Here is a 9017-nt window from a genome sequence, read left to right as displayed (position 1 = left end):
CTCCGTATTCTCTTTTTGCGAGTCCATAGTACTTTCTTCTGTCGTCGCTAACTCCATTGTGTTTCCTTCTCCATGTCCAGCTTCGTAATTAGAGGAATCATCTTGTTCTACCTGTTCTGGTGTTTCTACATCTGACACTTCCATATTCTCTTTTTGCGAGTCTGTAGTACTTTCTTCTGTTGTCGCTAACTCCATTGCATTTCCTTCTTCATATCCAGCTTCGTAATTAGAGGAATCATCTTGTTCTACTTGTTCTGGTGTTTCTACATCTGATAACGGTTCATTATTTTGTGCTGAATCCACTTCAGTTTCTTCAGTCGTTACTAAAACTTCACCGTTCCCTCCATCTTGTTCTGTTTCGTAATCGGAAGGATCATCTTGCTCAGGCTGCTTTATATCTTCTACATCGGACAATTCCGGATTTTCTTCTTCGCCATCATTTCCATTCATCGTTGCCAATTCTTCATTATTTTCTTCTTGATTTTCTGTTTCATAATCAGATGGATCATTCTGCTCACCTTGCTCTGGAGCTTCTACATCCGGCAATTCTGAATCATTTTGGTTTGCCCCTTCTCCTTCCTCTCTAATTTTTGAAAGTTCTTCGTCATTATCTTCCCCTTCTTGGTTTTCGTATTGAGAAGGATCGTCCTGCTCAGGCTGCTCTATATCTTCTACATCGGACAACTCCGGATTTTCTTCTTCACCATTTCCATTCACCGTTGCCAATTCTTCATTGTTTCCTTCTTGGTTTTCAGTTTCATAATCAGATGGATCATCCTGCTCACCTTGTTCTTGAGCTTCTACATCCGGCAATTCTGAATTGCTTTTTTCTGTACCTTCTCTTTCCTCATTAATTTTTGAAAGTTCTTCGTTGTTATCTTCTCCTTCTTGATTTTCGTATTGAGAAGGATCGTCCTGCTCAGGTTGCTCCGCATCTTCTACTTCAGATAACTCCGGATTTTCTTCTTCAACTCCTTCTAACGATGCAAGGTTATCTGGATTGACTTCTTCTTGATCTTCTTGATACTCTTCTGTCTCTTCTTGCTCTGCATTTACAACCACTTCATCTTCATCTTCATCAATTGTGGCTCTTTCTTGTTCTTCCTCGTCTTGTTTTTCTTCATCTTGATGTTGTTCTGTTTGTTCATCTTCTTCACCAATACTTGCATATTTTGTTTTTTCTTCTTCACTTTCTCCTGAAACTTTCTCTTCATCTAGGGTAGCTTGTTTTGTACCGCTTTCATCAGCTGTATGTTCAGAAGGATCATCCCCCATATAATTTGGATCAGAATCTCCAAACATATCTTTTGCTCTTCCTACACCTGCATTAATACCATCCATTGTTCGATTAAATCCATCCTTTGTTTTGCCTGCCATATACTCTAAATCCGTAAATGAATTATATGCAACCTTCGATTTACGGAATGCCGCTTTGATGTTATCTCTAAAGATATAACAAAGGACAAATACCAGAATCTGAAGGATCATCGTCATTAAATAACCAGATGTTCCGGCTTCCGGAAGTTCATATAACAGCCCGGCAATTGAAAACAGAATAATTACAATAAGTGACAAGAATATTTTTGCGGCTAACGGTTTAAGCCATTGTTCAGCCCAACTAATTAAAACACGCCTATTTTTCGGTAGTAATGCAAAAGCCATCGCTATTGGACCAATAATACTCATTACCATAAACAACAATTGGCACGCTACTATCAGCAAGCATATAACTGCTGTTGGAGCTCCTGCAAAAGTATTTACAATGTAGTACATAAATGTAAATATCAATCGCTCCCCTACCGATTCATTTGTCATCATAAAATTCTTATGTTCTTTAACATCTTCTGTTACTAACTTAACCCTATCTTCCCCAGGTGGTGTATTAATTAGTTTATTTACCCTCTCTACACCAATAGTATCTAGTGAATCTTGACCATATTGTAAGTACAAATAAGGACGTTCCACCATCAATTCCCACATTTGTGCTTTTACATTCGCTATAGCCCGACTTTTTGTTTGCCCTGGATTCCCATGAATCGTTCCGGTTGTCTTACTTAAAACTTGAAGACTAATTTCAGAACTAATTGTATTCATTCCTTTCAGAATCACTGGTGCATTTGCGATGTAAACTAATATCCCTGCAATAACACACACTACCTTAAATAATTCACTTATCCCCTTTGTCATTTGTCTTTTTACAAAAAACAGATAAATAAAATATATAACAGATAAAATACATGTCATTTTAATAATCGACGGGAATAAACCTTCACTTTCAAATTCCGGTTTACTTCCGATCCCCGCTATATTTTGCATTGCTTTACCTAATTTATCTGCAACGACATCGATAATATCTAAACTGAAGGATTGTTCTACTATAAATAACAATATTTTTGTTAACCAAACCCCAAACTGGAACATTAATGAAACTATCCATTGACCAACTCCATTAATTTTCCGCTGTATATCTTTCCCTACAGAATCATCACCAAACATATAGCCCCAAGCCTTTGAGAAAAAGCCTTTTTCATCGTCTTTATGTGGTGCGGTATCTATCTCATAATGAACATTCTCAAAATCTTCTTGTTTAGATTTATCAAACAAGTTACCTGAAATTGTATTGGCCTCTGACGCTTTTGGTTCATCCTCTGCAAAGGCTACATTCGGCACAGTACCAACAAACAAAATAAAAATGGCCATAAAAAGAGGGAAGAGCTTTTTCATTCTCGTTCCCCCTCCCACTTATGGACTTGTATTGGTTTCTTATCTCCTACAATGGACTCTAAATTGTGAGTATCTCCCCAAGCCCAACCGTAATTCTTCCACTTTCCATCTTTCTTATCTTTTATCATTTTTAATTCCACACTACTCTTCCCACCTGTACCTGGATGATAAAAACGAGCCTTGTAATAAAATTCATTTGAACCTTCTTCTAGATCATACCTAAACAACTCATATCGCCCGTTCAATTTATCACTTGCCCCTGGATATGTTACATTGTATTTCTTCAAAAATTCGTATTCATTTATATGCAATTCATTCATTTTTTTATTATCTAATTCAATATAAGCTTTCATATATTCCAAAGCTGCTTTATCAGCCGCTTTTATATTAATCAATTTCTGATTATCTACCACTTCACTTTTAGTAGATTGACAGGCTGTAAGGGTTGTTACAATTAACCCTCCAGCCACAATAGCTCCTACTAAATAGCCCAATGTTCTTTTATATTTCACGATTCCTTCACCCCTATTTCGCCTTATATTAAGCGCCCGCGAGTTCCTGTTCACGTTCTTCCGCTGTTTTCGTTGAAGAATCAAATGCCTCTGCTAATTCTTTAAAAACAGGATCAACTTTAATAACTGCCGTACGTCCATAGATGTCTTGGAACAAGCAATGACCCCTTTTTAAATTCTGCAACATTCTTATATTAGCGTCTGTTACTGGCAAATTATAATACCCTAACATTTCTTTTGCTTCAGCATCGTTTTTTAAGCAATAGGAGAATTTCATTCCAACGTTAGCAATCTCTTTATTCGCTGAATTAAAATCACTCGCATTTTGTGTACCAAGATATAATCCTGTATTGTGATAACGTCCTTTACGAATAATTTCATCCGAAAGCTTTGCTCCCTCACGATTTCGCATAACGTTTTTAGCCTCATCTTGGATATAAACTTTAAATTTCTTACGATCTGTTGAAAGCATAAGGGATTTACCGAATGCTGTTAAAGCTGTAAGAACACTTTCTGATAATTTATCTGTAATACTCAATACAGTTTGCTCTAATGGTGGTAATGATAAATGTTGAATTTGTAAAACTTGTAAAGCCCTTTCTAAATCTAAAGCTCTGTAATCCTGGCCAGGTTTACCAAACAATAGATTTGCAAGTGGTGAATTCTCTATTGTATTTAAACGTGTTACTAATTCTGTTAATAGCGCTAACTCTTCTTGAATCAATTCACCATCTTGTTTCATTTCAAGCAATTCATCTTTTACTAAAGATAAACAAGGCTCTTCTTTCTTTGCTACTCGTTGAATTGCTGTCCATAGGAAGTCATATTTTGAGTTCTCTAACGTCACACCTGTTAAATATGTTAAAACTTCCAACGATAAACTCATTGCATCTTCTTTTGTTGCACTAACACGGAATGGGTCTAAACATCCTTTGTCACGTTCACTTTGTCCTAAAGTCCATACTTCCAATTGATCCTTATTTTTCTTAAACCCTGGAAGCATTTTTGGCCATTCACTTCTATCCCCTTTAGGATCGACGCAAAATGCAAGCCCATCGCTCATAACAATCCAGTATAATAAGATGTTCATTAAGAAGGATTTCCCTTTCCCTGTCATGCCGGCTATCATTACTGATAAACTATCAAATTCATTATTTAAGTTCTCTAATGCTTTTGCTGCCAAGTCTGGTCTAATAAAGACCGGACGATTTAATTTAACTGTACGACCAATATAGAATCCTTGATTGTCGCCAATTTGTGTTGTTGCCCCAAACATACCTTGTGCCAATACTCCTGGCTCCGCATATATTTTAAAATCTTTATTATAGCGTTTTGCCCCTGGGAAGAATTCATAGAAATATGCCATTTGATCGCCATAAGGATTTACTAATTGAATTTTCATCTTTCTATACTCTGTAATTAGTTTCTTAACGCGATGAGCTAATGTTTTTTGATCTTGAGCATAAACAGCAAATAAAACACTCATTTCAAATCCTGGTGCACCCGTTGTCTGGAAAACGTCTTGCATTAATTTAACACCAGCCGCCTTACGATCTACAGTCCGGTCTACAGTTCCACCAAGTGCCGCCTGGTGACGTTGGTCATTTAATTCCCGCTCGCTATTTTGCAATCCTTTTAGAACACTCACATTCTCCATATGATGAGCACGAATACTTACTTCCACCGGGAATTTTAAAGAATGCGATTGGATACGATATATCCATTCTCGGCCTGGGAAATGTGATTGTGGGTCCATGTCACTTACCGCAAGAAACGAAACGTAACTTTCTTCTAAATCCCCCTCTGCATTTCTCCTTTGAAGTCGAATACAACGGCCAGGCTCTTCATCTACTTCACACTCAGTTAAGCGAAGAATAGCCTCACGGTCTGGGCGTGTTGCCGTTTTAGTTTCTCCATTTTCATCTACCCATGAAATTTTGCTTCCTACATTCCAATCCTTCACTGTTTCTGGAGCTGTCATTCCACGAGTGAAATTATGTTCAATTAAGAACCTTGTAACTGGTGGTGTCGCTCTTCTCACAAAACGAAAAGCACCTAATAATTGATTATAAATACCATCTTCGGCTTCCTTATAATCACTAATCTCTTCTTCTAACAAGTCACTTTCTTCAATTCCCATTGCTCGAAACGGCGTTTCAGTAAACCCTTTTATAAATTTTCTAGCGAATTTTGAGGTTTCAATTACTGGGTTTTTGACTTGTTTTTCTTTCTTATCTTGATTTAATTGCACTAATAAGAAAAAATGATATTCTGTATTTTCTTTTGAGACTGATGATTGTTGCAAATATAATTTCACTTTTTCAAAAAGGACCTTTGCCGTGTTAGACAAAGGTCCTTTCAATCTTGCAATATGTTCATCTATAATTGCGTCAGAATCAGTTACTTTTGGAATGACAAGTAAATGAAAATCACTTTCCAATTGTGTAAATAAAGACTTCTGGTTTGAGAAATATGTTTTCTTCATCCGATCACTTTGATGTTCATATTCAAAACCTTCGACTTCATAGATACTCCAAACCCTCTGATCTGGACAAAAACAAAGATTATCCTCTACATGATTAATTGGGAATTCCGATACACTATTTAACGCAAGCATTAAATATCCTCACCTTCTATATTTTCAAATGTTTTTTATTAAATATTCATTTTCAAATTCATCCTCTTGTTTTAGTACCATTCGTCTTCTTCTAAACGTATTGTTTCGGATTCTTCTGTGTCTTGTTCTATTAGAGTCAATGGATAATCTTCAACCTCCCCTTGACTCATAGGTATAATAGGAACAATATCCGATTCACGGTAACGAATGAAAATAGGACTTTCAAAAACATATTTTTTTGGTTTTTCAAACCTGATAAAGCGTGACATTTTATGTGGCCTTAATTTAAATAAAATCCATGATCTAGCAAATACTAAAAATGACTTACCATCTGTTTTATACGTATCTAAGCCCCAAACTGCAAAACCTGGAATGATAATGTAATATGGAAGCCAAAATTCATCAGCAATTGGTCCAATAAACCAAGAAGTTAATGGGAAAACTCTTAATATAACAAACACCAATACTATTAAGGCATAATAGCCTAACATCTTCCACGACACAGGTCGTGGAAGACGATAGCCTAATAATTCATATTGGCGACGTTCATATTTCATATAACTTCCGAAAGTATATACAATAAAAGGTTTTGATTTTTCTTCCATCAGCAAGAACGCCTCCTTATTTAATTACATTCCTAACATTCCACCTAAGAATGATCCTACTTTTTCAAGAGTTTCTGGTGCTGCTACAAGGAAGAATCCAAGGCCACCCGCGATAACAATTGTAACCAGGAAGCCCCATGCTCGCTTCGCAATACAAAAGATAACTAACCCGATAATGATAATCCCTAAAGCATATTTCCCTTGTGTTTTAACCCAGTCATACGCTCCATCTAAACCAAATCCCAGTATCATATTATTTAATAAATTCATTTTATTTTCCCCTCTCTATTTCACTGTCATATCAGTGACGATATATTGTTTTCCTTCTTTTTTAACTGTTAATACATATTTCATTGTCATTTTGGATTCTGAAACAGCATCTTTCATTTCAGCAATTGTATAAACTTCATACGTACCTTTCTTTGATCCTACATATACTTTCGCTTCCTTGATTTGTTCAAAGTGAAGCGCTCCTTCTAATCCTTTAATATCTTTGTTGTGTAATACATACTCCAATTCTTTCTGAGTTGCTGTTGTGTAAGACTTGAAGAAAGTTGGTAAGAAGTCGCGAATTTCTTGTTTCGCCTTATAATCTGCCTCATCTGATTGCTTTTCATCTTTATCAACTTTGATTTTTGCTTTATTGTCTACTTTAACCACTTGAGGATTTCCCGTTACAATAAACCCTTTTCCATCCGTTTGAATCGGTACAGCAATTGTTTCAGTAACGTCTTTCCCTTCATCTTGACGAGTAAGTTTATAATCTACTTTAAGAACCATATCTGCACTTTGTTTTCCAGTCTCTTTTACCCGCACAATGGAAGCTTGTACATAATTTGCATCCCACTGAAGACTATGCATATCTAATCCAGCTTGTGGGTCTGCTCCTTCTAATAAATAGGGTTTTAAACGCCCTTCTCTGTTAGCACGCTCGTTATCCCCACGTTTCCAGGTAAAGTATTCCTTTGCAAATTGCTTTGTAAATTCTACCGCTTCTGGCCGCGTAGCTCCGTTCTGATCTACTTGCACTTTATAATCCGAGCCCTTTTGCACCATTGCTTTCAATTTATTATTAGTAATAAGCCCGGTAATCGAAACCGTAAACATCCATAAGAAGAGTACCCAAAAGACCACATTTCCGATCTTCTTCGCTTTATACGAAGGTATTCGGAAAGGTTTCCTCCTTTTTTCCCTCCACTTATTCAACCTTTCTTTTAACCCCACACCATTTCACTCCTAACCTTTTTTATCAAATGCTTTCGAAAGTCCCATAACTGCAACTGTTACAACAAGTAACCCTTCCCAGCCATACCTTCCATAAATCTCTAAAAACATAGATTTTATTTCTTCATAAACCGGTTGTGCTTCTGGGAATCTACGAAATATAAAATCTTTTGATACAACTAACACAATAACCGCCGTTATAAAAGAAACAATTGTTGAAAGTACAAATCGAAACACCCTCTTATAACCTCACTTTCTCATTAGGATTTCCGATGTTCCGATAAATCGCTCCAAAAGGATTTTGTAAGACTTCTTCAAACATCACGACATAAACAGGTACATTCGGGCTCTCCATTTCTTTCATATACCGTAACAATTCTTTTTGTCGCCCCTCATTACCAGCAATAAAGATTAGTCGCCATTTCTCTATTGGGTATGTTAGACCTGCATATCGATCATATTTTTTAACCGATTCCTCTCGGCTTAAAAAGTCGTTATACCTTCGTAGCTTTTTCTCGATAACCTCTTTCGTTCCGTAAGTACGTTCCATTTCCAAAAACAAGCCATAATTTCCTTCGATTCTGTTTTTCAAACCAATAACAGCCAATCCATCTGGTCGAATAACAGCACTTTTATTTTTGTCATATTGAAACGTTCCTCTTGCTTCATTTATCCATTCTTTCATTCCAATTGGAATGTCTGTCTTTGATTGCTCCAACATGGCACATTCAACATGAGCCAACATCAAACTATGATAAACAAAAGTTGCAACTCGATTGGACCATTTATAATTCCAATGGACCTCACCTCTCAACTCTCGCACCATTTCAACACCGTACTTATCAAGCGTATAAATATTTGATCCGTTACCTGATCGCCTACGCTTTCCACGAATACTTGCCACTGGATGTCTTTCACTTTTGATGTAATTTTCTTTCTCTAATTTCGCAAGTCTTGCGTAGATTGATTTTTCTTTATGATTGGGATAATTTTTCATACGAATATATTCAAAATCCAAATAGATGTGTGTATGAATATCCATAAATAATTGTTCATCCTCAGTGGTTAAAATCATCTTCATCCTCCTTCCCACCATTAAAAGTCAAAGATACTTTTTTCTGCTTTTGATTCAGGGTTTTCTAATTTCTGCGATTCCTCATTTTTGATTTCAACGGGATACTTTTCTTTATCGTCATCCCCCGTTCCAAACGGATAATCAACTTCCTCTTTCTCTTTCAAAAAGATATGATCAGTGTTTTCCATCTCCCAGGGGAAAGGCATATCCATAATGACAGGTGATTCCTCTTGCGCCGCCTCTTCAGCTTTCTCAAAGAG

9 protein-coding genes are annotated in these 9017 nt (G+C 36.5%); all 9 read right to left on the bottom strand.

The features are described from left to right. Positions 1 to 2724, bottom strand: a 2724-nt coding sequence (locus MR079_RS26330; protein ID WP_242294911.1) for a CD3337/EF1877 family mobilome membrane protein, incomplete at its 3' end; no start/stop codon positions are given. Next, a complete protein-coding gene (locus tag MR079_RS26325; RefSeq protein ID WP_061112691.1) occupies positions 2721 to 3236 on the bottom strand; it encodes a hypothetical protein in 516 nt (171 codons plus the stop codon). The genes MR079_RS26325 and MR079_RS26330, both read right to left, overlap by 4 nt. A 28-nt stretch (positions 3237 to 3264) precedes the next feature. After that, complete coding sequence (locus MR079_RS26320; protein WP_061112690.1) at positions 3265 to 5853, bottom strand: ATP-binding protein; 2589 nt, start codon at positions 5851 to 5853, stop codon at positions 3265 to 3267. Between the two features lie 71 nt (positions 5854 to 5924). Beyond that, positions 5925 to 6458 carry a TcpE family conjugal transfer membrane protein gene (locus MR079_RS26315; protein ID WP_000391621.1) on the bottom strand — a complete coding sequence of 178 codons (534 nt, stop codon included), beginning with the start codon at positions 6456 to 6458 and terminating at the stop codon, positions 5925 to 5927. Positions 6459 to 6482: 24 nt separating this feature from the next. Beyond that, positions 6483 to 6728 carry a TcpD family membrane protein gene (locus MR079_RS26310; RefSeq protein ID WP_001050787.1) on the bottom strand — a complete coding sequence of 82 codons (246 nt, stop codon included), beginning with the start codon at positions 6726 to 6728 and terminating at the stop codon, positions 6483 to 6485. Positions 6729 to 6743: 15 nt separating this feature from the next. Then, on the bottom strand, positions 6744 to 7592 hold the full coding sequence (locus tag MR079_RS26305) for a conjugal transfer protein (protein WP_239453023.1): 849 nt from the start codon (positions 7590 to 7592) through the stop codon (positions 6744 to 6746). 102 nt (positions 7593 to 7694) lie between these two features. Beyond that, positions 7695 to 7919, bottom strand: coding sequence for a hypothetical protein (locus tag MR079_RS26300; RefSeq protein WP_000488267.1), 225 nt, complete (start codon positions 7917 to 7919; stop codon positions 7695 to 7697). A gap of 4 nt (positions 7920 to 7923) precedes the next feature. Next, positions 7924 to 8757 (bottom strand): replication-relaxation family protein, encoded by an 834-nt coding sequence (locus tag MR079_RS26295; protein ID WP_061112688.1) that lies wholly within the window; start codon positions 8755 to 8757, stop codon positions 7924 to 7926. 20 nt (positions 8758 to 8777) lie between these two features. Then, positions 8778 to 9017: hypothetical protein (locus MR079_RS26290; protein WP_242294910.1), on the bottom strand; the 240-nt coding region annotated here is incomplete at its 5' end.

This window comes from Bacillus cereus group sp. BfR-BA-01381 (genome assembly GCF_022663555.1).
Classification (GTDB): Bacteria; Bacillota; Bacilli; order Bacillales; family Bacillaceae_G; genus Bacillus_A; species Bacillus_A pacificus.
Note: the sequence above shows the minus strand (reverse complement) of the source record. Positions and strands in the feature narration are given on the sequence as shown.